General features: G+C 61.9%; 20 protein-coding genes. 15 read left to right on the forward strand and 5 right to left on the reverse strand.

Annotation, left to right across the window (positions count from 1 at the left end; genetic code table 11):
• Positions 1–3: 3 nt before the first annotated feature.
• The 9 genes from murD to lpxC all read left to right on the forward strand — a co-directional run bounded on the left by murD (position 4) and on the right by lpxC (position 10451).
• Positions 4–1350, forward strand: a complete 1347-nt coding sequence (gene murD, locus J3P77_RS04260) for a UDP-N-acetylmuramoyl-L-alanine--D-glutamate ligase (protein ID WP_434679845.1) — start codon at positions 4–6, stop codon at positions 1348–1350.
• Positions 1347–2561 (forward strand): putative lipid II flippase FtsW, encoded by a 1215-nt coding sequence (gene ftsW, locus J3P77_RS04265; RefSeq protein WP_434679846.1) that lies wholly within the window; start codon positions 1347–1349, stop codon positions 2559–2561. The genes murD and ftsW overlap by 4 nt, the downstream gene beginning before the upstream one ends.
• A complete protein-coding gene (gene murG, locus J3P77_RS04270; protein ID WP_434679847.1) occupies positions 2551–3621 on the forward strand; it encodes an undecaprenyldiphospho-muramoylpentapeptide beta-N-acetylglucosaminyltransferase in 1071 nt (356 codons plus the stop codon). The genes ftsW and murG overlap by 11 nt, the downstream gene beginning before the upstream one ends.
• Positions 3614–5074, forward strand: a complete 1461-nt coding sequence (gene murC / locus J3P77_RS04275) for a UDP-N-acetylmuramate--L-alanine ligase (RefSeq protein WP_434679848.1) — start codon at positions 3614–3616, stop codon at positions 5072–5074. Before murG ends, murC begins: the two co-directional genes overlap by 8 nt.
• Entirely contained in the window at positions 5071–6030 is a 960-nt protein-coding gene (locus J3P77_RS04280; RefSeq protein WP_434679849.1) for a D-alanine--D-alanine ligase, read from the forward strand. The genes murC and J3P77_RS04280 overlap by 4 nt, the downstream gene beginning before the upstream one ends.
• 3 nt (positions 6031–6033) lie before the next feature.
• Positions 6034–6900 (forward strand): cell division protein FtsQ/DivIB, encoded by an 867-nt coding sequence (locus J3P77_RS04285; RefSeq protein ID WP_434679850.1) that lies wholly within the window; start codon positions 6034–6036, stop codon positions 6898–6900.
• 14 nt (positions 6901–6914) lie between these two features.
• A complete protein-coding gene (gene ftsA / locus J3P77_RS04290; protein ID WP_434679851.1) occupies positions 6915–8168 on the forward strand; it encodes a cell division protein FtsA in 1254 nt (417 codons plus the stop codon).
• Between the two features lie 69 nt (positions 8169–8237).
• Positions 8238–9428, forward strand: coding sequence for a cell division protein FtsZ (gene ftsZ / locus J3P77_RS04295; RefSeq protein ID WP_434679852.1), 1191 nt, complete (start codon positions 8238–8240; stop codon positions 9426–9428).
• 111 nt (positions 9429–9539) lie between these two features.
• On the forward strand, positions 9540–10451 hold the full coding sequence (lpxC, locus tag J3P77_RS04300) for a UDP-3-O-acyl-N-acetylglucosamine deacetylase (RefSeq protein ID WP_434679854.1): 912 nt from the start codon (positions 9540–9542) through the stop codon (positions 10449–10451).
• 103 nt (positions 10452–10554) lie between these two features.
• Here the strand turns inward: lpxC and J3P77_RS04305 are convergent, their stop codons facing one another.
• The 4 genes from J3P77_RS04305 to tatA all read right to left on the reverse strand — a co-directional run bounded on the left by J3P77_RS04305 (position 10555) and on the right by tatA (position 13263).
• Entirely contained in the window at positions 10555–11550 is a 996-nt protein-coding gene (locus J3P77_RS04305; protein ID WP_434677566.1) for an IS110 family transposase, read from the reverse strand.
• A 446-nt stretch (positions 11551–11996) separates the two neighbouring features.
• Positions 11997–12752, reverse strand: coding sequence for a twin-arginine translocase subunit TatC (gene tatC, locus J3P77_RS04310; protein WP_434679855.1), 756 nt, complete (start codon positions 12750–12752; stop codon positions 11997–11999).
• Positions 12749–13045, reverse strand: coding sequence for a Sec-independent protein translocase protein TatB (gene tatB, locus J3P77_RS04315; RefSeq protein ID WP_434679856.1), 297 nt, complete (start codon positions 13043–13045; stop codon positions 12749–12751). Before tatB ends, tatC begins: the two co-directional genes overlap by 4 nt.
• The gene (gene tatA / locus J3P77_RS04320; RefSeq protein WP_434679858.1) at positions 13045–13263 is read right to left on the reverse strand and encodes a twin-arginine translocase TatA/TatE family subunit; all 219 of its coding nucleotides are present in this window, start codon (positions 13261–13263) and stop codon (positions 13045–13047) included. Before tatA ends, tatB begins: the two co-directional genes overlap by 1 nt.
• Before the next feature lie 158 nt (positions 13264–13421).
• Between tatA and gspK the strand changes: the two genes are divergently transcribed.
• The gene (gspK, locus tag J3P77_RS04325) at positions 13422–14384 is read left to right on the forward strand and encodes a type II secretion system minor pseudopilin GspK (protein WP_434679859.1); all 963 of its coding nucleotides are present in this window, start codon (positions 13422–13424) and stop codon (positions 14382–14384) included.
• Between the two features lie 211 nt (positions 14385–14595).
• Here gspK and J3P77_RS04330 read toward each other — a convergent pair whose 3' ends face one another.
• On the reverse strand, positions 14596–16641 hold the full coding sequence (locus J3P77_RS04330; protein ID WP_434679860.1) for a PhoX family protein: 2046 nt from the start codon (positions 16639–16641) through the stop codon (positions 14596–14598).
• A 227-nt stretch (positions 16642–16868) separates the two neighbouring features.
• On the opposite strand from J3P77_RS04330, the gene J3P77_RS04335 reads away from it, so the two are divergent.
• The 5 genes from J3P77_RS04335 to gspF are packed head-to-tail and all read left to right on the forward strand — an operon-like array spanning position 16869 to position 23555.
• Positions 16869–18521, forward strand: a complete 1653-nt coding sequence (locus J3P77_RS04335) for a lipoprotein UxpA (protein ID WP_434679862.1) — start codon at positions 16869–16871, stop codon at positions 18519–18521.
• The gene (locus tag J3P77_RS04340) at positions 18518–18946 is read left to right on the forward strand and encodes a pilus assembly protein PilZ (RefSeq protein ID WP_434679863.1); all 429 of its coding nucleotides are present in this window, start codon (positions 18518–18520) and stop codon (positions 18944–18946) included. The genes J3P77_RS04335 and J3P77_RS04340 overlap by 4 nt, the downstream gene beginning before the upstream one ends.
• A gap of 2 nt (positions 18947–18948) precedes the next feature.
• The gene (gene gspD, locus J3P77_RS04345; RefSeq protein WP_434679864.1) at positions 18949–20895 is read left to right on the forward strand and encodes a type II secretion system secretin GspD; all 1947 of its coding nucleotides are present in this window, start codon (positions 18949–18951) and stop codon (positions 20893–20895) included.
• 5 nt (positions 20896–20900) lie between these two features.
• Positions 20901–22349 carry a GspE/PulE family protein gene (locus tag J3P77_RS04350; protein WP_434681883.1) on the forward strand — a complete coding sequence of 483 codons (1449 nt, stop codon included), beginning with the start codon at positions 20901–20903 and terminating at the stop codon, positions 22347–22349.
• Positions 22350–22352: 3 nt separating this feature from the next.
• Complete coding sequence (gene gspF, locus J3P77_RS04355; protein ID WP_434679865.1) at positions 22353–23555, forward strand: type II secretion system inner membrane protein GspF; 1203 nt, start codon at positions 22353–22355, stop codon at positions 23553–23555.
• Positions 23556–23566 lie beyond the last annotated feature (11 nt).

A 23566-nucleotide genomic window follows, 5' to 3' on the forward strand; every position in this document is an offset into this window, starting at 1 on the left:
CGAGTGTCCCTGATCGTTTCCGACCGCTTCCGTATTGTCGTCGGTCTTGGCAAAAGCGGCATGTCTCTGGTTCGCTTCCTGGCGAACCGGGGCGTGTCGTTTGCCGTGGCCGATACGCGGGAGAATCCACCGGAGCTGGCGACCTTGCGTCGTGACTATCCGCAGGTGGAAGTGCGTTGTGGCGAGCTGGACGTGGAATTCCTATGCCGCGCCGACGAGCTCTACGTAAGTCCGGGTCTGGCGCTGGCAACACCTGCCTTGCAGCAGGCGCATGCGCGCGGCGTCAGGATGTCCGGCGACGTTGATCTGTTCGCGCGTTACGCGAAGGCGCCAATCGTTGCGATTACCGGTTCCAATGCGAAAAGCACCGTCACCACGCTGGTCGGCGAAATGGCTGCGGCAGCCGGCAAGCGCGTGGCCGTTGGCGGTAATCTCGGGAAGCCGGCACTTGAACTGCTTGATGATGACGTCGAACTGTACGTACTGGAGCTTTCCAGCTTCCAGCTCGAAACCATCGACCAGCTCAACGCTGAAGTGGCCACCGTGCTGAACGTCAGCGAAGACCACATGGACCGCTACAGCGGGCTGCCGGCGTATCACCTCGCCAAGCACCGCATCTTCCGTGGCGCCCGACAGGTTGTCGTCAATCGGCAGGACGCGCTGTCTCGCCCGCTGCTTGGCGAAGGCATGCCTTGCTGGACGTTCGGTTTGAACACGCCTGACTTTCACGGCTTCGGGCTGCGCGAAGAGAACGGCGAGAAGTATCTGGCGTTCCAGTTCGAGACCCTGATGCCGGTGCGCGAACTGAAAGTGCGTGGCGCGCATAACCAGGCCAACGCCCTTGCTGCTCTGGCGCTGGGCCACGCGGTCGGCTTGCCGTTCGATGCCATGCTCGCCAGCCTGCGTGAGTTCACCGGCCTGGAGCACCGCTGCCAGTGGCTGCGCGAGCGCGCCGGCGTTCATTACTACAACGATTCCAAGGCTACCAACGTGGGGGCGGCACTGGCCGCCATCGAAGGTCTTGGCGCGGATACCGCCGGCAAGCTGGTGCTGATCGCCGGCGGTGACGGCAAGGGCGCCGACTTCAGCGGCCTGCGCGCAGCCGTCGCGCAGCACTGCCGTGCCGTCGTATTGCTGGGTCGGGATGCCCAGGCCATCGCTAACGTGCTGCAGGACACGGTGCCGCTTCTGCATGTCGCGACGCTTGAAGAAGCCGTACAGCGCAGCGCCGAACTGGCCGAGGCGGGCGATGCAGTATTACTGTCACCGGCCTGCGCCAGCCTCGATATGTTCAAGAATTATGAAGAGCGCGGGCACTTGTTCGCGCAGGCAGTGGAGCGCTTGTCATGATCTTCGGTGTGATCAAGCCTTATCCGTCGCCATTGATCAGCGGACGAGGCATCGACCTCGATTTCCCGATGCTCGCCGGTTGCCTCGCATTGCTGGGCCTGGGCCTGGTGATGATTACTTCGGCATCCTCGGAAGTGGCCGCCGTCCAGTCGGGCAACACGCTGTACATGATGACCCGCCACCTGATCTATCTGCTGATCGGGCTGGGCGCCTGCGGCGTGACGATGATGGTTCCGGTCGCCACCTGGCAGCGTCTGGGCTGGCTGATGCTGCTCGGCGCGTTCGGTCTGTTGTTGATGGTGCTGGTCCCTGGCATTGGCCGCGAGGTCAACGGTTCCATGCGCTGGATCGGCTTCGGTGCATTCAACGTGCAGCCGTCGGAAATCGCCAAGGTGTTCGTGGTGATCTTTCTGGCAGGCTATCTGATTCGCCGCCAGCAGGAAGTCCGGGAAAGCTGGATGGGCTTCTTCAAGCCCTTCATCGTGCTGCTGCCGATGGCGGGGCTGCTGCTGATGGAGCCCGACTTCGGCGCCACGGTAGTAATGATGGGCTCGGCTGCCGCGATGCTGTTTCTGGGCGGCGTCGGCCTGTTCCGTTTTTCGATGATGGTCGTGCTGGCCGTGGCGTCGGTAGTGGTGCTGGTTCAAGCCCAGCCATACCGGATGGCGCGTCTGACCAACTTCACCGACCCCTGGGCTGACCAGTTCGGTTCCGGCTACCAGCTGACTCAGGCCCTGATCGCCTTCGGGCGCGGGGAGTGGTTTGGCGTCGGTCTGGGTAACAGCGTGCAAAAGCAATTCTATCTGCCCGAAGCGCACACCGACTTCGTGTTCTCGGTACTCGCCGAAGAGCTGGGCGTGATCGGTTCGCTGCTGACTGTCGGCCTGTTCCTGTTCGTCAGTATCCGCGGCATGTACATCGGCCTGTGGGCGGAACGAGCCAAGCAGTTCTTCGGTGCTTACGTGGCGTACGGTCTTTCGTTTCTGTGGATCGGCCAGTTCCTGATCAACATCGGCGTGAACGTCGGCCTGCTGCCGACCAAGGGCCTGACCCTGCCGTTCCTGAGTTACGGTGGCAGCTCGCTGGTGATCTGCTGCGCCAGCCTCGGGCTGTTGCTGCGGATCGAGTGGGAATCGCGCAACAACATGGGCAGCGAGGAAGCCGAGTTCAAGGAAAGCGACTTCGCCGAGGAGACGCCCCATGGACGCTAATGTGCTGATCATGGCCGGTGGAACCGGGGGGCACGTGTTCCCGGCGCTGGCTTGTGCTCGCGAGTTCCAGGCGCGTGGCTACAAGGTCCATTGGCTGGGCACCCCGCGCGGGATCGAAAACGAACTCGTACCGCAAGCCGGGCTGACCTTGCATCTGATCGACGCCACAGGCCTGCGCGGAAAGAGCAAGCTGTCGTTGTTCAAGGCGCCGCTCATGTTGATAAAGGCACTGCAGCAGGCGCGTCGCGTCGTCCGTGAACTCAAACCGGTGTGTGTCGTGGGTTTCGGTGGCTATGTGACCGGTCCGGGTGGTCTGGCCGCGAAGCTGGCCGGCGTGCCGTTGATCATCCACGAACAGAATGCCGTTGCCGGAACCGCCAATCGCAGCCTGGCGTCGTTCGCCAGCCGCGTTTGCGAGGCGTTCCCTGACACGTTCGCGGTGTCGGACAAGCGCCGCACCACCGGCAATCCGGTACGCACAGAACTGTTTCTTGAAACACCGCGTCAGGCTTTGGCCGGTCGCAAGGCTCGTCTGCTGGTATTGGGTGGAAGTCTGGGTGCCGAGCCGTTGAACAAACTGCTCCCGGATGCCCTCGCGCAATTGCCTGAACAGATCCGCCCGGAAGTCTTCCATCAGGCGGGCAAACAGCACGATCAGATTACCGCCGAGCGTTATCGCAATGCAGGCGTAGAGGCGCAAGTCGCGCCTTTTATCCAGAACATGGCGCAGGCCTATGGCTGGGCCGACATGGTGGTATGCCGTGCCGGCGCGTTGACCATCAGCGAACTGGCGGCCGCAGGCCTGCCGTCGTTGTTGATCCCGCTGCCACACGCGATCGACGACCACCAGTCTCGCAACGCTGACTATCTGGCCCGCGAAGGCGCTGCCTTCGTCATGCCGCAAGCGACAACCGGCGCAGCCCAAATGGCGGAGCGTCTGAAAGAGGTTTTGATGCAACCTGAATTACTGAGCCGCATGGCTACCACCGCACGCCGCCTGGCCAAACCCGATGCAACCAACACCGTGGTCGACGTCTGTGTGGAGGTGGCCAATGGTTGAGAATCAACGCGCCATGCCACAACCGGAAATGCGCCGTATCCGTCGTATTCACTTCGTCGGTATCGGCGGCGTGGGTATGTGCGGCATCGCCGAGGTGTTGCTCAATCTGGGCTATGAGGTATCGGGTTCGGACCTGAAGAATTCGCCGGTCACCGAGCGGCTCGAATCCTTCGGTGCGCAGATTTTCATAGGCCACCGCGCCGAGAACACAGCCGGTGCCGACGTGCTGGTGGTATCCAGCGCCGTGAACACTTCCAACCCGGAAGTCGCGACCGCGCTTGAGCGTCGCATCCCGGTAGTGCCGCGCGCCGAAATGCTGGCCGAGCTGATGCGCTACCGTCATGGCATCGCCGTCGCGGGTACCCACGGCAAGACCACCACCACCAGCCTGATCGCTTCGGTGTTCGCTGCCGGTGGTCTGGACCCGACCTTCGTGATCGGTGGCCGTCTGAATGCCGCCGGCACCAACGCGCAGCTGGGCACCAGCCGCTATCTGATCGCCGAGGCTGATGAAAGCGACGCCAGTTTCCTGCATTTGCAGCCGCTGGTTGCAGTCGTGACCAACATCGATGCCGACCACATGGCGACCTACGAAGGGGACTTCAACAAGCTGAAGAAAACCTTCGTCGAATTCCTGCATAACCTTCCGTTCTACGGTCTTGCGGTCATGTGCATCGACGATCCGGTAGTGCGTGAAATCCTGCCACAGGTCAAACGCCCGACGCTGACTTACGGGTTCAGCGAAGGCGCAGACGTCCGCGCGATCAACGTTCGTCAGGACGGCATGCTGACCTTCTTCACCGTGCTGCGTCGCGACCGCGAGCCGCTGGATGTGTCGGTGAACATGCCGGGCAACCACAACGTGCTCAACTCGCTGGCGACCATCGCCATCGCCACCGACGAAGGCGTCAGTGACGAAGCCATCGTTCAGGGCCTGTCGGGCTTCCAGGGCGTCGGTCGACGTTTCCAGGTCTATGGCGAGCTGCCGGTCGAAGGCGGCAACGTCATGCTGGTCGACGACTACGGCCATCACCCGCGTGAAGTCGCCGCGGTAATCAATGCCGTGCGTGGCGGCTGGCCTGAGCGTCGTCTGGTGATGGTTTACCAGCCGCACCGCTTCAGTCGCACCCGCGATCTGTACGACGACTTCGTGCAGGTACTGGCCGACGCCAACGTGCTGTTGCTGATGGAAGTCTACCCGGCCGGCGAAGAGCCAATTCCTGGGGCGGACAGCCGCAACCTGTGCCACAGCATCCGCCAGCGTGGACAGTTGGACCCGATCTACATCGAGCGCGGCGTCGAGCTCGCGCCACTGGTCAAGCCGCTGCTGCGCGCAGGCGACATCCTGCTTTGCCAGGGCGCCGGCGATATCGGCGGCCTCGCTCCGCAGTTGCTCAGAAGCGCATTGTTTGCCGGTGCCACGGTCGCCTCAACCGAAGGGAAGCTGAAATGACAGCCGTCCTGCAATCCTCCCTGCGCTCGACCCTTGAGCCGAAAAGCTTCGGCCGCGTCGCCGTGCTCTTCGGCGGCAAGAGCGCCGAGCGGGAGGTGTCGCTCAAATCCGGTCAGGCAGTGCTCGACGCATTGCAGTCTGCGGGTGTCGAGGCGTTCGGTATCGACGTGGGCGATGACTTCCTGCAGCGTCTGGTCAGCGAAAAGATCGACCGTGCATTCATCGTGCTGCACGGTCGAGGTGGCGAAGACGGCACCATGCAGGGCCTGCTGGAGTGCCTGGAAATCCCCTACACCGGCAGCGGCGTACTGGCTTCGGCGCTGGCAATGGACAAACTGCGCACCAAGCAGGTCTGGCAGAGCCTCGGCCTGCCGACGCCATTGCATGCTGTGCTCGCCAATGAATCCGACTGTATTTGTGCCGCGACGGAACTGGGCTTTCCTTTGATCGTCAAACCGGCCCATGAAGGTTCAAGTATCGGTATGGCCAAGGTGACTAGCGTCGAACAGCTGCTCGACGCCTGGAAAGCCGCCAGTACCTACGATTCGCAAGTGTTGGTCGAACAATGGATCGAAGGTCCGGAGTTTACGATTGCCTGCCTGCGCGACCAGATTCTGCCGCCCATCGGCCTGGGCACTCCACACAGTTTCTACGACTACGACGCCAAGTACCTGGCTTCCGACACTCAGTACCGGATTCCGTGCGGGCTGGACGACGCTCGTGAACAGGAGCTCAAACAGCTTACCGCTCGCGCCTGCGAAGCCATCGGCGTCAGCGGCTGGGCGCGCACGGACGTCATGCAGGACGCTCAGGGCAAGTTCTGGCTGCTTGAAGTCAATACTGTGCCTGGCATGACCGACCACAGCCTGGTTCCGATGGCGGCACGCGCCGCGGGACTGGATTTTCAGCAACTGGTGTTGGCGATTCTGGCCGACAGCGTTCAGGCGCGAGGTTAAGGCATGCACGGCGCGTCGGCACGTCATCAGCCACCCGCTCCCGGCCGCAAGCCGGTGCCGCGTGGCGCGAGTCGAATGGTGGCCAAGGAGCCGCTGTCGGCGCGCCTGCCTAAACCGAAATTCAGTTTCCTGAAGCGTCTGTTCTGGCCAGTGATGCTAATCGTCCTGGGCTTCGCTACCTATGAAGGCGCGCAGCGCCTGATGCCGTATGCGGACCGGCCGATCACCAAAATCAACGTCCAGGGCGATCTGAGTTACATCAGCCAGCAGGCAGTGCAGCAGCGGATTGCTCCGTACGTCGCGTCGAGCTTTTTCAAGATTGACCTGGCGGGCATGCGCACCGAGCTTGAGCAGATGCCATGGATCGCCCACGCCGAAGTGCGTCGCGTCTGGCCCGATCAGGTGGTCATCCGTCTTGAAGAGCAATTGCCGGTGGCCCGCTGGGGTGACGAGTCGTTGCTGAACAACCAGGGCCAGGCGTTCACGCCGCGCGAACTGTCGAATTATGAACACCTGCCGCAGCTGTTCGGCCCGCAGCGGGCGCAACAGCAGGTCATGCAGCAGTACCAGGTCTTGAGCCAGATGTTGCGGCCCATGGGCTTCTCCATCGTGCGCCTGGAACTGCGTGAGCGAGGCAGCTGGTTTCTGACCACTGGAGCCGGCAGTGCCGGACCGGGCATCGAGTTGTTGCTGGGACGCGATCATCTTGTGGAAAAAATGCGCCGCTTTATCGCGATCTACGACAAGACCTTGAAAGAACAAATTACGAATATTGCGCGCGTCGACCTGCGCTACGCCAACGGCCTCGCGGTCGGCTGGCGTGAGCAGGTAACGCCGACGACGGACAAACCCGCCGTCGCGAAGAATTGATAAGAGGCAGGACCATGGCAAATGTGCAAAGCGGCAAAATGATCGTCGGCCTGGATATCGGTACCTCCAAGGTGGTGGCGCTGGTAGGCGAAGTCGCGGCTGATGGCTCGCTGGAAATCGTCGGTATCGGTACTCATCCGTCCCGCGGCCTGAAGAAGGGCGTGGTGGTGAATATCGAGTCGACCGTCCAGTCGATCCAGCGCGCAGTGGAAGAAGCGCAGCTGATGGCCGGCTGCCGCATTCACTCGGCGTTCGTCGGTGTTGCCGGCAATCACATCCGCAGCCTCAACTCGCACGGCATCGTGGCGATTCGTGACCGTGAAGTGAGCTCCGCGGATCTGGAGCGCGTACTCGACGCGGCTCAGGCCGTTGCCATCCCTGCTGACCAGCGTGTCCTGCACACCCTGCCTCAGGATTACGTGATCGATAACCAGGAAGGCGTTCGCGAACCTCTGGGCATGTCCGGCGTACGTCTGGAAGCCAAGGTTCATGTCGTGACCTGCGCGGTCAACGCCGCCCAGAACATCGAGAAGTGCGTGCGTCGCTGCGGTCTGGAAGTCGACGACATCATTCTTGAGCAACTGGCTTCGGCCTACGCGGTCCTGACCGACGACGAGAAAGAACTGGGCGTGTGCCTGGTGGACATCGGCGGCGGTACCACCGACATCGCAATCTTCACCGAAGGCGCGATTCGCCACACCGCGGTAATCCCGATCGCCGGCGACCAGGTCACCAACGATATCGCGATGGCCCTGCGCACGCCGACTCAGTACGCCGAAGAAATCAAGATTCGTTATGCCTGCGCTCTGGCCAAGCTGGCCGGCGCCGGCGAAACCATCAAGGTACCGAGCGTGGGCGATCGCCCGCCTCGCGAGCTGTCGCGTCAGGCCCTGGCCGAAGTGGTGGAGCCTCGTTACGACGAGCTGTTCACTCTGATCCAGGCCGAACTGCGTCGCAGCGGTTATGAAGACCTTATCCCGGCCGGCATCGTGCTGACCGGTGGTACCTCGAAAATGGAAGGTGCGGTCGAGCTGGCCGAAGAGATCTTCCACATGCCGGTACGCCTCGGCGTGCCGCATAGCGTCAAAGGACTCGCGGATGTCACGCGCAACCCGATCTATTCGACAGGCGTAGGCCTGTTGCTCTACGGGCTGCAGAAACAGTCGGACGGCATCTCGCTTTCCGGCCCCGGCATCAGCAGTTACGGCGACGAACCCAAGGCTCCTGTGCTTGAGCGTATCAAGCGTTGGGTCCAGGGCAATTTCTAAGAGATTCAATGCTTCAAAGCGGTAGCGGCAGTAGGCACAAACAAACTAGAGAGCGGAAGGAGAGAGAAAATGTTCGAACTCGTAGACAACGTCCCGCAAAGCCCGGTAATCAAAGTCATCGGTGTGGGTGGTGGTGGCGGTAACGCTGTCAATCATATGGTCAAGAGCAACATCGAGGGCGTGGAATTCATCTGCGCGAATACCGATGCTCAGGCACTGAAAAACATCGGTGCGCGTACCATCCTGCAACTGGGTACCGGCGTAACCAAAGGCCTCGGCGCCGGCGCCAACCCTGAAGTCGGTCGTCAGGCTGCTCTGGAAGATCGCGAGCGCATCGCGGAAGTTCTGCAGGGCACCAACATGGTGTTCATTACCACGGGCATGGGCGGCGGTACCGGTACCGGTGCAGCGCCGATCATTGCCGAAGTGGCCAAGGAACTGGGGATTCTGACCGTTGCGGTCGTGACCCGTCCGTTCCCGTTCGAAGGCCGCAAGCGTATGCAGATCGCCGATGAAGGCATCCGCATGCTGTCCGAAAGCGTCGACTCGTTGATCACTATTCCCAACGAGAAGCTGCTGACCATCCTGGGCAAAGACGCCAGCCTGCTGTCGGCATTCGCCAAGGCTGACGATGTACTGGCCGGTGCCGTTCGCGGTATTTCCGACATCATCAAGCGTCCGGGCATGATCAACGTCGACTTCGCTGACGTGCGCACTGTCATGAGCGAAATGGGCATGGCAATGATGGGTACCGGCTTCGCCAGCGGTCCTAACCGTGCGCGTGAAGCGACTGAAGCCGCAATCCGCAACCCGCTGCTCGAAGACGTCAACCTGCAGGGCGCGCGCGGCATCCTGGTAAACATCACCGCCGGTCCGGATTTGTCTCTGGGCGAATACTCGGATGTGGGCAGCATTATCGAAGCCTTCGCATCCGAGCACGCCATGGTCAAGGTCGGCACCGTTATCGATCCCGATATGCGTGACGAGCTGCACGTGACTGTAGTTGCCACCGGTCTTGGCGCGAAAATCGAGAAGCCGGTCAAGGTCATCGACAACACGCTGCAAACCGCCGCCCAGCAGGCTCCGGCCCAACAGGCTGCGCGTCAGGAAGCTCCTTCGGTCAACTACCGTGACCTGGATCGTCCGACCGTAATGCGCAATCAGGCTCATGCCGGTGCTACTGCGGCAGCCAAGATGAACCCTAACGATGACCTGGACTACCTGGACATCCCGGCTTTCCTGCGTCGTCAGGCCGATTGATGGAATGTATCAGGGGTATTAGGGTGATTGGTGTTCAGCAAAGGCGTGGTCTGCTATCATCGCCAGCCTTTGTTGATACCAGTTCGCAACTTGCGCTGAAGCGGCCATGCCATGATTAAACAACGCACCCTGAAAAATATTATCCGTGCCACAGGTGTAGGCCTGCATTCCGGGGAGAAGGTTTATCTGACTCTCAAACCTGCGCCTGTGAATACCGGCATTGTGTTCTGCCGAGCTGACCTCGACCCTGTCGTGCAGATTCCTGCACGTGCGGAAAACGTCGGAGACACCACGCTGTCGACCACTCTGGTCAATGGCGACGTCAAGGTCGATACGGTAGAACACCTGCTTTCGGCCATGGCTGGCCTTGGCATCGATAACGCCTACGTCGAGCTCTCTGCCTCCGAAGTTCCGATCATGGATGGTAGCGCAGGCCCCTTCGTATTCCTGATTCAATCGGCAGGCCTGGAAGAACAGGACGCGCCGAAGCAATTCATCCGTATCCTGCGTGAAGTGTCAGTGGAAGAGGGCGGTAAACGCGCCACTTTCGTGCCTTTCGAAGGATTCAAGGTCAGTTTCGAGATCGACTTCGATCACCCCGTCTTCCGTGACCGCACCCAGAGTGCAAGCGTGGACTTTTCCAGCACTTCCTTCGTGAAGGAAGTCAGCCGTGCCCGTACTTTCGGGTTCATGAGTGACATCGAGTACCTGCGCAAGCACAACCTCGCACTCGGCGGCAGCGTGGAAAACGCCATCGTGGTCGACAAGGACGGCGTTCTGAACGAAGACGGTCTGCGTTACGAAGACGAATTCGTCAAACATAAAATCCTGGATGCCATCGGTGACCTCTACCTGCTGGGCAATAGCCTGATTGGTGAGTTCCGCGGGTTCAAGTCCGGTCATGCCCTGAACAATCGCCTGCTGCGCACGTTGATCGCGCAGAAAGACGCTTGGGAAGTCGTGACCTTCGAGGATGCCAGCACCGCACCTATTTCTTACATGCGCCCTGTCGCGGCCGTGTGAGCTAGCTCTACTCTCTTTCCTTTTGCACTTTAAAGGCCGCCTCAGGGCGGCTTTTTTTATGTCGTGCAAGAGCGCGCAGTACCTGTAGATACTCTGTTCCCGGTCAAGCTTTCAGCAGGTGCTTTTCGCTGAAAAGCTTGGCCGTGTCGAAATCTTCTCCTATGCGGATGCAAGCCCACAAGCCTGTCAGGTATTTGCGCATAACCGCGCAGATGGCCTGCATTTTCCGCTTCCCACGTGCGATCAACCCTTCGTAAAAAGCCTTCACATTCGAGTCGCAGCGAATCGCTGACATTGCCGGCATAAACATCGCCGAACGCAGGTAGGCATTGCCGGCCTTGCTCAGACGCCCCGGTTTGTCGATGCTCGTTCCGGACTGGTTCAGTCTCACGTCCAACCCCGCATAACGACTCACCTGCGGGGCTTTGAGTGTGACTGGCAGCGTCGCCAGTTCTGCCAGCACTGCAAAGGTCGAAACGTCGCCCATTCCCGGCGCAGCCACCATGTGATCGAACTGGCTCTGCAATATCGGACAACTGGCGATGATTGCTTGCCCGGCTTGCCTGAACCGCTCAATGCGCTTGCCAAACATCGCAATAGCCTCTTCCTCGTCCTCGATCAGCAGCGCTGAAGTGGTTCCAGTCGCCCGCAGGGCGTGCAGCTCATTCTTGGCCCGGGTGCAGTGGCCGTTCAACCGGTTGATGTGGCGTCCAATGGCGCGCAGCTCAAGCTGCGCGGGGCTTGGCGGGATCCACAGGCGAGGCGTCATGCGTTCGCCATACTCGGCTAGCAGTTGGGCATCGATGGCGTCCGTTTTACTGTGCTGAAGCATCAGCCTTGCAAAATTGCGAGAGCTTTTCGGGTTGATCACCGAGACCGGCAACCCAGCCGCGTTCAACTCCAGAGCCAGATCCAGGTAATAAATACCGGTGGCTTCCATAACGACAGACAGCGGTTTTAGCGCTATCAGCTTTTTCACCGCCGCTTTGCGGCCCTTGGGCGTTTGAGCGATATCCCACGGACCGGCTGCGCGGCCCTTGTCACGCCAAACCATCACAGTGCTACGAGAACCGACATCCAATCCGACGTGAACACTCATGCTTTCCACTCCGAAGAAACTGGGTGAAGATGGCTCCTGGTTCCCCTGACCTCGAACTTCATGCCGCTGCAACCTTGTAATGCGAAGTCCGACTTGTCGGCTTCTCGATACTCTTCGTGGTGGGCAATGAGGCGGGGGAGCCTCTCTACAGACAAGGTCAGGAGCAAATCCTGCCTTCAGGAGCAGTCGGCCTCCCCCAGAAACACATCTTTGGGACAACACCGATGAGCTTAGTTGCTCTCATTGGGTGTTTGGCCAACATACAAGGAGCCAGCTTGCTGGCGATAGCGTTTGATCAGGCAAGGAAGATGTGTGGGTCGAACTGGCGCTGTCGCCAGCAAGCTGCCTCCCACTGTCTTGAGCCTGACCTTGGCCCAAGAACAGTCGCCTGCTGCCGCTGCGCGGCAAAGTGATGAAAGACAGTTGGCCCCTTCGGTTTATCAGCTTCAAGCCGCGTCGGAAATACCGGCTTCCCTGCGCTTGATGATCGCGCGGCTGGCCAGCAGGCCGACTTCGAACAGCATCCACATCGGCACGGCGAGCATCGTCTGGGAGAAGACGTCTGGCGGTGTCAGCAGCATGCCGACCACAAAGCAGCCGACGATCACGTAAGGGCGGCTCTTGCTCAATGTTTCCACGTCGGTCACGCCGGCCCAGACCACCAGGAAGGTCGCAACCGGTATCTCGAATGCCAGCCCGAATGCCAGAAACAGCGCAAGGATGAAGTCCAGATACAGACCAATATCGGTCATCATCTCGACGCCGTCCGGCGTCACGCTGGCGAAGAACCCGAACATCATTGGGAACACCAGAAAGAAGGCGAAGGCCATACCGGCGTAGAAAAGCACCACGCTGGCAATCAGCAGCGAGATCGCGACCCGCCGTTCCGTGCGGTAGACCGCAGGAGCGATCAGGCCCCAGATCTGATGCAGCAGCAGCGGCATGGCGATGAACAGCGCCGTCATCAGCGTCAGCTTGAACGGCGCCATGAGCGGCGAGGTCACGCTGGTCGCAATCATGCTCGCGCCTACGGGCAGAAACGCCCGAAGCGGCGCGGAAATGAAGGTATACAGCTGCTGGGCAAAGGGGAACAAGGCCGCGAACAGCACGGCGATGGCGAGGATGCAGCGCAGCAGGCGCGTACGCACCTGACGCAGATGGCCTACCAGCATTTGCGGGGCCTGGTGTTCGATCAGGTTCATGGTCCGGTCTGCCCGCTGACGGTCTGGGCGGTCACGCTCGGCGTCGGCTCAAGACGAATGCCTTCGCGCAGTTCCTGCTCAAGTTGCAGCAGCGGCTGGCGCTCCAGCTCCTGGCGCAACTGTTCGGTGTCCATTTCCCGCTCGAGCTGCGCCTTGATGCCGCTCATGGTCCGTTTGGCCTGACCCATCCAGCGTCCGGCGGTAGCGGCTGCCTTGGGCAGGCGTTCAGGGCCGAGCACCAGCAGTGCGATCACGCCCACCAACATCAGTTCGGTGAAACCTATCTCGAACATCAGTGCTTGCTGTCCGTTTGTACAGGCGCCTGCGCGTTGTCGTTCAGATAAGGCTTCGGTGCGTCCTGCTGCTTGGCTTCGTCGCCGCCCACCGAATTGCGGAAGCCCTTGATCGCTTCGCCAACGTCCGCGCCCAGGCCTTTGAGGCGTTTGGTGCCGAACAGCATGAAAACGATTAGCAGCACGATCACCAACTGCCAGATTCCGATTCCGCCCATGAAGGTTCTCCAGGTCATTGATTTGAAATGCGAGCAGGCATTCTGCCGAGCCTTTATGACGGCGCGGTGACGGTTTTATGGGGTTTTCATGAGGCTGCCACTTACCTGAAACATTGGCCGTGTTGACTGGCTCATCGGTTGAATGGATGGGCAGGAAAATGAAGAAAAGGCAGCAACGAGGTGCCGCGCTGCTAATGGTGCTGGTGGCGCTTGCAATGCTCGCGGGCGGGCTGGCCTGGATGGTCGAGCAGGGACGTAATGAAGTCGCCAGCGTGCAGATCGTGCAACAACGGGTGCAGGCCAGAGCTATCGAAAAGGCGGCACTGGCCTTTGCCGAACAGGCGCTCAAGGACCCGGTCTGGCGGGCCAGTCCATTGTTCTGGCAAGCATTGCGTGGTCAGCCGCTGAGCTACGATTTCGCCGGCGGCAAGTCGAGCATCCGCATCGTCGATCTGCATCGCTGTTTCAACGTCAACAGCCTGATCGGCCCGGACGCGGAGCGGGCGCAACGGCAACTGGTCCATCTGCTGGGCGACGACATGGCTGCGGAGCGTCTGACCCAGACGCTGAATGACTGGCTGGACAGCGACCAGCAGAGCCGGCAGCAAGGTGCGGAAAACAACGAGTACCTGCGCCTGACCCCGCCGCGTCTGGCGGCGAACCAGCGGATGGTCGATACCAGCGAGCTGAACCTGCTGCTACCGGCCAACAGCCAGCGCGAACTGCGTCTGCGCCAGTTATGCGCGCTGCCGGAAACCGACGGCTGGCGGCTCAATGCCAACGCGCTGAATCTCGACGAATTGCCTTTGCTTGAAGCGTTGTATGAAGGTGAAATCGGCCGAGCGCAGCTGACGCGATTGATCAGCGGACGACCGCCAGGTGGCTACAAGGACGCCAGCGAGCTGCGTCAGGCGATGGGGGCCATGGAAGACGAGCTGTTCGCGCAGCTGACTGAAGGCCTGTTGCTCAATGGCGATCATTTCCTGGTGCAGCTGGAGACCGAACTGGATGGGCAGATGTTTCGCAGCCAGTACCGGGTAGAAGCGCAGGGCGTCGTGAAATGGCACAGCCGGGTGCCGGCGCAGGAGATGGTGGTACGCGAACGGCAGGTGGGGATGTAAAAGGATCGCAGCGGTGTAGGTGCGACCTTGGTCTGGGCGGCTACCCGACGATCTGGCGCGTAGCGGCAGCAAAATGAGCCAAGCGCTGGTGTGGAAAGGGTGATGCGGGAACGGGAGTTTACTGCCGCTACGCGCCAGATCGCCAGCAAGCTGACTCCTACAGGGTTAACTGTGGGAGCCAGCTTGCTGGCGAGACAATGCTACCGACGAATCAAACGCCCAGTTCGCCACCATCGGCGCGCTGGATGACCACGGTCGATGCCCGTGGACGGACAGTGCCTGAGGTGACGTCGGTCGCTACGTCGGTGGACGGCCAGTTCTCCGGATGCTGGATGTTGACGAACATCGTCTTGTTATCCGGAGTGAAGGTGATGCCGGTCACCTCGGAGCCGTTCGGGCCGACGAAGAAGCGGCGCAGGTCCGACTGGTTCTGAGCGTTGACCGGAATTTGCTTGCCGGAAGCGTCCACCAGGTTGGTCGGGATCACGGCGAGCATCTGGTCGTTGGTATAGCTGGTGATCGTCGACTCACCGTTGTCAGTCTGGACCCAGAGGATGCCGCGGCTGTCGAAGGTCATGCCGTCAGGGCTGGCGAACTGGTTGAGTTCGGTCAGGCCGGAGCGGTTGACGTCCGGGCTGCCTGCGGCGTTGGCGCCGAACACGAAGATGTCCCAGGTGAACGACACCTGATTGTCCGCATCATGCCAGCGGATGATATGGCCGTGCTTGTTGGGCACCCGCGGGTTGGCGGCGTTGGCCGTGGTGCGGCTGGTGTTGTTGGTCAGCGTCAGGTAGACGTCGCCATTGAGCGGGTTGACGGCGGTCCATTCCGGACGGTCCATCGGCGTTGCGCCGACTGCGTCTGCGGCACCGCGGGTGTTGAGGATGATGCCGGGCAGGTCGGTGAATTTGGCGCCCAGCGTGCTGCCGTCGGTGGTCGGGGTGATCACGTCAAGCAACAGCCAGGTACCGCTGCCATCGGCGTTGAAGCGCGCGACATAAAGCTTGCCGCTGTCCATGTACTTGGCGCCGGTGGCCAGACGATCACTCGGGTTGGCGTCGGCGGCTTCCCACAGTGCGGTGGAGACGAATTTGTAGAGGTATTCGTTCTGCGAGTCGTCACCCATGTAGAACACGACCGGCTTGCCGACCGTGGTCAGGCCCGGCCAGCAGCCCTCGTGACGGAAGCGCCCGAGTGCGGTGCGTTTGACTGGCAGCGTGTTGGCGTTGTACGGGTCGATCTCGACGATGTAGCCATAGGTGCTGGCTTCGTTGCGGTAGTCGTCGGTCGCGGTGGCGCCGGTCGGAGTGACGTTGAAGCGGGTGAACTCATCGTTCACTTCCGAGGCGTCGCCAGCAGCGGTTTCCCAACGGTAGTTGCCCGCCGAAGTGCCCACGCCGATGCGAACCTGGTCCGCCGGGCGCACGCCCTTGTTAACGAAAATCCCTGGCCAGTTTTCTTCACAGGTCAGGTAGGTGCCCCAAGGCGTATAGCCGTTGCCGCAGTTGTTGTTGGTGCCGCGGGTCTGCGTGCCGCCCACCGAGAAGCGGGTCTTGACGTGATCGGTGCCTTTGAGCGGCCCCGACAGATCCATGACCGAAGCCGTGGTGAAGCGGCGGTTCAGCGGATCGTTTTCCACGACCTGCCAGCGGTCGCCGGACTTGCGCACGCGCACGACACCCGCGCCATGGGCGTTGATTTCCTTGCGCACTTCCTCCACCGGACGTTTGCCGGCAACAGTCGTTGCGCCGGCAGGGTGCAGCGCGTCCTGATCGATGTATTCGAAGTTGATTGCGATCAGGCCGTCTGTCGAGCTGCCGTTGATAGGGAAGTAGTGCATGCCGTCATGGTGCATGCCCATGGCATTGGCCTGATCAGCCGAGCTGTTGGTGCCGTCGCTTTTCCACTGTTCGGTGGCGCCGCTCAAGCGAGTGCCCCACGGGGCGAGTACATAAGCGGTGTAACCGGCGGCGATCGACACGGCATCGGTGCGTGAGCCTGGAATCGAGTTGAAACCCAGTTTCAGTTTCGCCGGCTCTGGCGTTGGTGTCGGCGTCGGCGTCGAGGGCGAGTCATTATCGCTGCCGCCGCCGCTGTCGAAACAGCCGGTCAGGCCGGTTCCCGCAATCATGGCAATCGCAGCACCGAGACCGCCACGCACCACGCTGCGACGGCTCAGATACGTGTCCAGCACGGAAGCCATCGGTTCGTTGGTGCTGAGGTTGCGGTTCTGGTTATCGCCAGTATTTCGACTCATGCATCAGGCCCTTTTTATGAAGTTGGTTTGAAAGGAACCGGGACTGTAGAAGCCGAGTGTGATGATTCTTTGGCAGTTTTATTAAGAAGTTGTCTCAGAACTGATCCACATGTATCAAATTGTTACCTTGCGCCGATGTATGTCGCCGTTAAAAAACTGCCATCAAACTGTCATTTGCAATCTCCAATATGCCGCCCCTGACAAGAATCAGCCTCAGGATGTGCAAGATGGCTTCAATGGCGCGGCGCGATGTGTTGGGATGGATGACGGTCGGAGCCTTGGCACCGCTGCTGTCAGGCTGTTCCAGCCTTCAGGGACTGGGCGCTTCCGCCAGTACCGGGCAGGTCGACCTGTTGTATGTGGCCGATACGCTCGATGCACGCCAGCCTGGCAAGCCTGTGGTTCCGGCGACGCGTCTGGGACCTGCGACCCGCATCGGCCAGGCGCCCTGGATCAGTGGCGCCAACGCACGCGTAGCGACGCCCGATCAGGCACAGCTCAATGGCCTGCTGGATACCAGCCTCAGCCAGAACCTGCAGACTGGCGGTTATCCGGTGCTGGGCGCGCTGCTGCAACGCTTCCGTCGCGAAGCGGGCGAGGGCAACAGTCTCACTCTTGAGAATGGCCAGTGCTGGAACGGCAGCGGTCTGGCTTACCTTACCCATGGCCAGTCCGGCGTGCAGGGCAGCGCTTTGCTGGGCACCGAAGTACGCGTCAGCAGCGATGAACGCTTGCTCTGGCCGCAACAGTGCGCCGGGCTCTATCGACAATTCGCTCATCCGGTGCTCGGCGCTGGTCTGGCTGCCGATGTCGCTCAGCGCCTGGGCACCGAAAGCGTTGCGTTCTTCAAGCGCGGCGGAATCCGCATCGCGGTTGTGGGCGTCACCGATCCTTATGCCCGCGATCAGCAAGCTTCCCTTAAACAGTGGAACGACAGTCTTCAACCGCTGCTCGACAAGGCCCGCGCCGATGCCGATCTGGTCATTGCGCTGGCTGACGTGGGCACCGGCCCGGGCTTCTGGATGGCGGAACGCCTGCCTCAGGTCGACCTGGTGTTGTGCGCGCGTGGTCAGGATCTGTGGCCGCAACCTGTCGAGGTCACGCAGCCTTCCGGCAAGCGGGTGCCGGTGGTGTTGGGCGGCACTCGCGCCAGTGGCGCGTTTCGTATCCGCTGCCGGCAGGCAGGCGGGCAGTGGGAGTTCACAGCGCGTTTCCACCCGGCGCTCGACAACGCGCTGAGCGCAGAAGATCACATAGAGGCCCAGCGCATTCGCCAGCTGGCCCGACAGCAACGCGTCGCGCATGCCGGCTGGCTCGACCAACCGCTGGCGCGCGCACCGGAAAACCTCTGGCGGCGGGATGTGCGTGGCGGCAGCTGGGACCGGCTGCTGCATATGGCGCTGGCGGAAAAACACGACAGTGCCGTGTTGCTGCCGGGCTTGCGCTACGACAGCCCGCTTGACGAAGGGCAGTCCATCACCCGTGACCACCTGATCAGCCTGACCGCCAGTTACCCGGCTCCGGTGGTCGACGTGCCCGCTCGCCAGGTGCCGCGTGTACTGGAAAACGCCGCCGAGCAGATGTTCGGCGAACCGTTGTTGCTGGACAACAGCCAGGACTTGCCGCGCTGGCTGGGCCAGGCCTGGCAGGTCACTTACAGCGCGGGCGGCAAACGGGTCAGTGGCGTGGGCGAACCTGCCGGCCAGTGCCGTACTTTCGGTCTGGGCTTCGACGCCCAGGCCGGGCAGCCGCTCTGGCAGCACCTCGAAGCATGGCTGCGCGAGCAGCCTGCGAACTGGCGAATCGCCGCGTTGCAACTGCCGCAAATGCGCTATGTGCAAGGCCATCCCGGCTGGCACCCGCGCGAGATCGCCAGTTGAACCGTGTTGTCGGCGCCAGCCATGTGATTCTGGTCGCGCTCGCCGGTTGGCTGGCGGCGCAATGCGTATTGCAGGTCTGGCGTGGCTCCGCGCCGCTGGCCTCAGCCGGCATGCCCACGGCACCGGCGCCACGCATGCTGGTCGGCCACTGGCAGGCCGGGCCGATCATCAGCAACGAGCTGCCGCTGACCACGCTGCCCGTGGAATATCTGGGCGGGTTCAAGGCTCGCCAGGTGAGCGCAACGGTGGTGGTGCTGCGTTACGAGCAGCGCCAACGCACCCTGGCCCGCGGCCAGCGGCTGGCCCCCGGCATTCTTCTGCAGGACATCGATGAGCTGGGTCTGGTGTTCGACAACAACGGCAAGCGCGAGCGTTTGCCATGGCCTGCGCAACGTCCGTCGTTCGGCTTCAAGCAACAGGGATAAGCATGACTTTCTATCGCCTCAAGCAACCTTTGCGCCTCGCTGTTCTGCTGTGCGCCCTGGCCGTCAGCCATGCGGGTGCCGAAGAAGAACCGGTCTACGAAGTCAATTTCGTGGACACCGAACTCAGCGAGTTCATCGACAGCGTGTCGCGCATTACCCATACCACCTTCATCATCGACCCGCGGGTGAAAGGCAAGGTGACCGTTCGCAGTACAGAGATGCTCGGCAGCGAAGAAATCTACGCCATTTTTCTCTCGCAACTGCGTGCCCAGGGTTTCGCCGCCGTCGATCTGCCCAACGGCAGCGTGAAGATCGTTCCGGATCAGGCTGCGCGCCTGGAGCCGGTTCCGGTGGAAAACGCGCGGCCGATCGGCCCGGTCAATGACGGCATGGCCACACGCGTGTTCAACGTGCGCAATGCGGCCAGCGAACAGATGCTCAATATCCTCAAGCCGCTGATCGACCCGCGAGTGGGCGTCATCACGCCGTATCCGTCGGCCAACCTCTTGGTGATTACCGACTGGCGCAGCAATCTGGATCGTATCGACAGCCTGTTGGTGCAGCTCGATCAAGTCAGCCAGGAGCCGCTGGAAGTTCTGTCGCTGAAGAACGCCAACGCCAATGACACTGCCTTGCTGGTCACTCGGCTGCTGGCGCGCGAGCAGGGCGCCGACAGCGCGCAGGTGGTGGCGGACCCTCGCAGCAATGCCTTGCTGGTGCGCGGTAGCGCTGACAGCCGCGAGCGGGTGCGGGCGCTGCTCAAGCAGCTCGATACGCCGCGCGATCCGCAACAGAACGCCAACACCGTGGTGATTTACCTGCGCCACGCCAACGCCGCCGAAGTGGTCAAGGTGCTGCGTGGTCTGAGCCAGGACAGCGCAGTGCCGACAGCTGCGGGGCAGGAAGGCGAAAAAGCTGTGCCGGTGAGCACCAGCGGCATTCGCATGGAGTACGAAGAAGGCACCAACGCGGTAGTGATGGTCGGCCCGGACAGCGAGCTGAGCGCCTATCGCAGTATTGTCGAGCAGTTGGACATCCGCCGTGCGCAAGTGGTGGTCGAGGCGATCATCGCCGAGGTATCCGATACTCGCGCCCAGGAGCTGGGCGTGCAGTGGTTGTTCCAGGGCGACAGTATCGGCGGTGGCGCAATCAATTTCAGCGGCAATAATGCCCCGAGCATCACCAGCGTGGCGGCGTTGGCCCAGGCCGGCAACACCACCGGTCTCGGTCAGTTGTTGTCCGGCGTTCAGGGCGTGACCGCAGGCGTCGGCAACCTCAGTGGCGGCGGGCTGAATTTTCTGGCGCTGCTCAACGCGCTCAAGAGCCAGAGCGGTTTCAATCTGCTGTCGACGCCGACGCTGTTGACCCTGGACAACGCAGAAGCGTCGATTCTGGTCGGCCAGGAAGTGCCGTTCGTGACCGGCTCGGTCACCCAGGACAACACCAACCCGTACCAGACCATCGAACGTAAGGAAGTCGGCGTCAAGCTGCGCATCAAACCGCAGATCAACATCGACAACACGGTGCGTCTGGACATCGTCCAGGAAGTCTCCTCGATTGCCGACAGCGCCACCGCCAGTGACGTGATCACCAACAAGCGCGAGATCAAGACCAAGGTCATGGTCGAAGACAATGGCCTGGTGGTGCTCGGCGGCCTGATCGGTGACGAGACCACCTCGACCGATCAGCGCGTGCCGTTTCTGGGTGACGTCCCGTTTCTGGGCCGGCTGTTCCGCTCGGATGCGACGCAGCGGGTCAAGCAGAACCTGATGGTGTTCATCCGGCCGCGTATCGTGCGCGACGGGCAAACCCTGGCTCAGCTCAGCAGCGAGAAATACCGCAACCTCAAGGCCAGCACTTCACTGGCGCTGCCGGGGGCGGAGCAGGGCGACACATTGCTGCAACTGTTCCCGGCCAGCCGCGAACGCATGGGGCAGGGCATATGGTGAGTGGCTTGCTGCCTTACCGGCTTGCCCGTCAGGCCGGTGTCGCCAGGGTACCAGGCGAATCCGGCTGGCAACTGTGGCTGCGGCCCGACGCGGACACCGACACGCTGCAGGAAGTGCTGCGCGTACACGGCCTGCCGAACGCGGTGGAGCACGTCTGCGCTCAGGAATACGACACGCGGCTGGGTTCGCTCTATCAGGCAGGCGAGTCCGCCACTGCGGCGCTGATCGAAGGCATCGGCGATCACGTCGACCTGGACAGCCTGATGAGCGAGCTGCCCAAGGTCGAAGACCTGTTGGAGAACGACAACGATGCACCGGTGATCCGCCTCATCAACGGCCTGTTCGCCGAGGCCTTGCGCCTGCGCGCGTCAGATATTCATGTGGAAACCTTCGAGGCCAGTCTGGTGATCCGCCTGCGCGTCGACGGCCATCTGCGCGAAGTGTTGCGACCACCACGCGCGCTTTCGACCATGCTCGTCTCACGCATCAAGGTCATGGCGCGGCTGGATATCGCCGAGAAGCGTCAGCCCCAGGACGGACGGATCACCCTGCGTTCCGCCGGGCGGGAAGTAGACATCCGGGTCTCGACGCTGCCCGGCATTTACGGTGAGCGCGTGGTCATGCGGGTGCTGGACAAGCAGGCCAGCCTGCTCGATCTGAGCAATCTCGGCATGCCGGCGGAAGTTGAGCAGGGTCTTCGCGCCTGCCTGCTGCGGCCCAACGGTATTGTGTTGAGCACCGGCCCGACTGGCTCGGGCAAGACCACCACGCTTTATGCCAGTCTCAACAGCCTGAACGACGGCTCGTGCAACATTCTCACTGTCGAAGACCCGGTGGAATACGCCATCACCGGTATTGGCCAGACCGCGATCAACCCGCGTGCCGGCATGACCTTCGCCAGCGGCCTGCGGGCCATTTTGCGCCAGGACCCGGACGTCATCATGCTCGGCGAAATCCGTGATCGCGAGACCGCGCAAATTGCCGTGCAGGCCAGCCTCACCGGGCACCTCGTACTCTCGACTCTGCACACCAACAGCGCGGTAGGCGCAGTGACCCGCCTGCGTGATATGGGCATCGAACCGTTTCTGATCGCCTCCAGCCTCAAGGGCGTCATGGCCCAGCGGCTGGTGCGGCGTCTTTGTGGCTGTGCCCGGCCAAAACCTTTGCAGGACGCCGAGCGCGCTTTGTGGCCAGAGCTCGCCGGGTTGAGCGAAAGCTTTCATCCTCAAGGCTGCGAAACCTGCCAGGGCAGTGGTTACGACGGGCGGATGGGGCTGTATGAATTCATCGAGCTGGATGCCGGGCTGATCGCGCTGCTCTACGACGGGGCCAGCGAGGTTGCCATGCACGACTACCTCGCTGACAAGCGCCAGAGCCTCGCGGCGATGGCCACCGAATGTCTGCGCCGCGGCGAAACCAGCCTGGCGGAAGTGCTGCGCGCGGTTCGGGGCTGATCAATGCCGACTTATCGCTACCAGGCGCTCGACCCGGCAGGCCGTACCCGCAAGGCCAGCCTGCAGGCGGAAAACGAACGCCATGCCCGGCAACTGCTACGTGAACAGGGGCTGTTCGCGCGCGATCTGCAACTTCAGGATGCCGCCTCGCGCAGCCCGCGCGGACAGCGCCTGAGCCACGCTCAACTGTGCGAACTGACGCGCCAGCTGGCGACCTTGTTAAGCGCCGGCATCCCCTTGGTCGACGCGCTGTCGACGCTTGAGCGGCAACTTGCCGAAGCGGCGATTCGCAATCTGTTGGTGGCTGTGCGCGGCGCGCTGGACGAGGGTCACAGCCTGGCGCAGAGCCTGCGGCGTCAGGGCGGGCTGTTCAACGGGCTGTATTGCGCGCTGGTGGAGGCGGGCGAACGCTCCGGAAAACTGGCCCCGGTGCTGGAACGTCTCGCCGAGCATCTTGAACAGGTCCAGCGCCAGCGGCACAAGGCGCGCACCGCGATGATTTATCCAGCGGTGCTGATGCTCGTCTCGCTGCTGGTGGTGGTTGGTCTGATGACGTTCGTCGTTCCCAAGCTCACCGAGCAGTTCAACCACAGCGGTCAGGCCTTGCCGCTGATTACCCGTCTGCTTATCGGCATCAGCGAAGGGTTGGTGCTGGTCGGGCCGTGGCTGCTGGGTCTGGCGGTGCTGGGCGGGTTCGCCGCGACCTGGCTACTGCGCAAACCACTCTGGCGTTTGCGCCGCGACCGCAAGTTGCTGCGCCTGCCGAAAGTCGGCGCCTTGCTGACAGTGCTGGAGAGCGCGCGGCTGGCCCGCAGCCTGGCAATTCTGGTGGGCAGTGGCGTGCCGCTGCTCGAAGCCTTGCAGGTTGCGACCGCGACGGTCGGCAACCGCGAGATTCATGGCGCCCTGCAAACGGTGCGAGATCAGGTCGAAGGCGGGGTCAGCCTGCATCGCGCGCTGACCGGTGCCGGTCATTTTCCGCCGCTGCTGCTCAACATGGTTGCCAGCGGCGAGGCCAGCGGCACCTTGCCCGACATGCTCGAACGCGTCGCCGACAACCAGGAGCGCGGCTTCGCCCGCCAGGTGGACACGCTCATGGCGCTGTTCGAACCGCTGATGATTCTGGTGATGGGCGGCGTTGTGCTGTTCATCGTGCTGGCCGTGCTGTTGCCCATCATGCAGCTCAACCAGGGGCTTACTTTCTAAACCATGGAGAT

Origin of the sequence: Pseudomonas sp. R1-18 (assembly GCF_051132095.1) — a bacterium.
Lineage (GTDB): Bacteria > Pseudomonadota > Gammaproteobacteria > Pseudomonadales > Pseudomonadaceae > Aquipseudomonas.

Excerpts from the sequence above, each read along its gene's own strand:
- ftsW (WP_434679846.1), top strand. The coding sequence starts at position 1,347 with ATGATCTTCGGTGTGATCAAGCCTTATCCGTCGCCATTGATCAGCGGA.
- murG (WP_434679847.1), top strand. The coding sequence starts at position 2,551 with ATGGACGCTAATGTGCTGATCATGGCCGGTGGAACCGGGGGGCACGTG.
- murC (WP_434679848.1), top strand. The coding sequence starts at position 3,614 with ATGGTTGAGAATCAACGCGCCATGCCACAACCGGAAATGCGCCGTATC.
- J3P77_RS04280 (WP_434679849.1), top strand. The coding sequence starts at position 5,071 with ATGACAGCCGTCCTGCAATCCTCCCTGCGCTCGACCCTTGAGCCGAAA.
- J3P77_RS04285 (WP_434679850.1), top strand. The coding sequence starts at position 6,034 with ATGCACGGCGCGTCGGCACGTCATCAGCCACCCGCTCCCGGCCGCAAG.
- ftsA (WP_434679851.1), top strand. The coding sequence starts at position 6,915 with ATGGCAAATGTGCAAAGCGGCAAAATGATCGTCGGCCTGGATATCGGT.
- ftsZ (WP_434679852.1), top strand. The coding sequence starts at position 8,238 with ATGTTCGAACTCGTAGACAACGTCCCGCAAAGCCCGGTAATCAAAGTC.
- lpxC (WP_434679854.1), top strand. The coding sequence starts at position 9,540 with ATGATTAAACAACGCACCCTGAAAAATATTATCCGTGCCACAGGTGTA.
- J3P77_RS04305 (WP_434677566.1), bottom strand. The coding sequence starts at position 11,550 with ATGAGTGTTCACGTCGGATTGGATGTCGGTTCTCGTAGCACTGTGATG.
- tatC (WP_434679855.1), bottom strand. The coding sequence starts at position 12,752 with ATGAACCTGATCGAACACCAGGCCCCGCAAATGCTGGTAGGCCATCTG.
- tatB (WP_434679856.1), bottom strand. The coding sequence starts at position 13,045 with ATGTTCGAGATAGGTTTCACCGAACTGATGTTGGTGGGCGTGATCGCA.
- tatA (WP_434679858.1), bottom strand. The coding sequence starts at position 13,263 with ATGGGCGGAATCGGAATCTGGCAGTTGGTGATCGTGCTGCTAATCGTT.
- gspK (WP_434679859.1), top strand. The coding sequence starts at position 13,422 with ATGAAGAAAAGGCAGCAACGAGGTGCCGCGCTGCTAATGGTGCTGGTG.
- J3P77_RS04330 (WP_434679860.1), bottom strand. The coding sequence starts at position 16,641 with ATGAGTCGAAATACTGGCGATAACCAGAACCGCAACCTCAGCACCAAC.
- J3P77_RS04335 (WP_434679862.1), top strand. The coding sequence starts at position 16,869 with ATGGCTTCAATGGCGCGGCGCGATGTGTTGGGATGGATGACGGTCGGA.
- gspD (WP_434679864.1), top strand. The coding sequence starts at position 18,949 with ATGACTTTCTATCGCCTCAAGCAACCTTTGCGCCTCGCTGTTCTGCTG.
- gspF (WP_434679865.1), top strand. The coding sequence starts at position 22,353 with ATGCCGACTTATCGCTACCAGGCGCTCGACCCGGCAGGCCGTACCCGC.